Origin of the sequence: Rhizobium rhizogenes NBRC 13257 (assembly GCF_000696095.1) — a bacterium.
GTDB lineage: Bacteria > Pseudomonadota > Alphaproteobacteria > Rhizobiales > Rhizobiaceae > Rhizobium > Rhizobium rhizogenes.
In genome coordinates this window covers 1-1,749 of sequence record NZ_BAYX01000041.1, presented here as the reverse complement: position 1 = coordinate 1,749, position 1,749 = coordinate 1, and the positions used below count along the sequence as shown (strand labels likewise).

Here is a 1,749-nt window from a genome sequence, read left to right as displayed (position 1 = left end):
CGGCGAGTGCTGCATGGCGCAGACCGTGGCGAAACCGCAGGAGGGTTTCGCCGACACCGCGAGCACGCACCGTCAACGCGAAGGGCTGCGACAGAGCCTCTTCCAGACCGTCCCGCAAGACTTGGCTCAGGAGCGCAGTCAAGGGCAGGCTGAGCGCAATCGCCGGCAGCACGAGAGAGGCAAACCCGTCATTGCCGGTCACCGGGAACCATTGCAGTTGAAAACTGAACAGCGACAGAAGCACGATGCCGATCCAGTAGACCGGTGTGCTCAGCAGGATCAGCTCGAGACCGGAAAGCGTCACCGCCAGCCCTCGCCGGCGGCCTGCCGTCGCCAGGGCAACGGTTATCGCCAGGCTGAGCGCAATGATGATGGCGCTGCCCGCCAGTTGCAGCGTCGGTCCGGCGGCCTCCGATATGACGTCGATGACGGGCTGCCGGTACTGATAGCTCTCACCGAAATTGCCGAGCAGCGCATTGCCGATATAGCGCACATATTGCAGCACCAGCGGCTGATCCAGCCCATATTGATGGACCAGAGCCGCCCGCTCGGCCTCATCGACGATATTCTCGCCGCCGGAGAGGATCGAGACCGGGTCGCCCGGAATGAGCTTGACGGCGATGAAGGCGATCGTCGCCGCGCCCCACAACACGGCGACGATCACACCCAGCCGCCTTGCGACGGCATGGATCAGGTTACGGGTTGAGCCAGGCATCATAAAAATTCGGTTTGGCATTGGTGGCCCAGCTAACGCCGAGAAGCTTCTTGGAGGCGCCGAGCTGATAGGCGGCGACATAGCGCGGCACTGCATAGGCCTGGTCGATGATCTCCGTCTGGATCTCGGCATAGAGCCGCTTGCGCTCCGCATCGCTCGCACCGATCGCCTTGCTCAGCTTTTCGTCGAGACTGTTGATGCGAGCATAATTCGCACCATTGGGCGGCGCATAGGCCGAATGAAATACCGTGCGCAGAATGTCCGGTTCGGCACGCACGTAATAGAGCGAGACAAGGTCGTAATCATTGGCATTCGTGCGAGCGGTATAGCCACCGGCATCGACGGGATCGAGCTGAAGATCGAAACCGGCCTGGCGGACCTGATACTGCGCCGCCTGGGCAAGGGTGATATCGGAATCGCCGACCTGGGCGCTGTCGTAGACGTAATGAAGCGTCAGGCGCTGGCCGTCCTTCTTGCGAATTCCGTCCGCATCCTTTTCCTTCCAGCCGGCTTCATCGAGCAGGCGGTTCGCCTTGGCAAGATCAAAGCCCCATTTGCCGCCAAGGCGGGGTTCGTAATAGAGGGTCGATGGCCCGAGGATACTATCAGCAGGTTTCAACGTGCCGAAATAAGCTGCCTTCACGGCCGCAGCGACATTCACCGCGCTCTGGAACGCCTGGCGAACCTTGACGTCCTGGAAAGGACCCTTCGAGATATTCAGGAGAAAGGCGCTGGTAACGCCCGGGTTCTCCTTCGTTACGACCTGCAAATTGCCATTGCCCTGTACGGAGCGGAAATTGGCGGGCGGAACGGCGTCGATGGCGTCGACTTGCCCGCTCGCCAGAGCGCCGAGACGAACCGATGCCTCCGGCAAGTACTTGAAGTCGATCTCATTGAAATGAGCCGGCCCCTTGTGGGTGGCATAGTCGGGTCCCCAGTTGTAGTCGGCACGCCGGGTCAGCTTGCTGCCGCTGCCTTTCACGAAACTATCGAGGACAAAGGCTCCGGAGCCGACAATGGTATTGGTCGTGCTT

At 60.9% G+C, this 1,749-nt stretch carries 2 protein-coding genes; both read right to left on the bottom strand.

The genetic code is table 11. The features are described from left to right. The coding region (locus RRH01S_RS33025; protein WP_052365451.1) for an ABC transporter permease at positions 1-715 on the bottom strand (715 nt) is incomplete at its 3' end. Further along, the coding region (locus tag RRH01S_RS33020; protein ID WP_042477833.1) for an ABC transporter substrate-binding protein at positions 696-1,749 on the bottom strand (1,054 nt) is incomplete at its 5' end. The genes RRH01S_RS33020 and RRH01S_RS33025, both read right to left, overlap by 20 nt.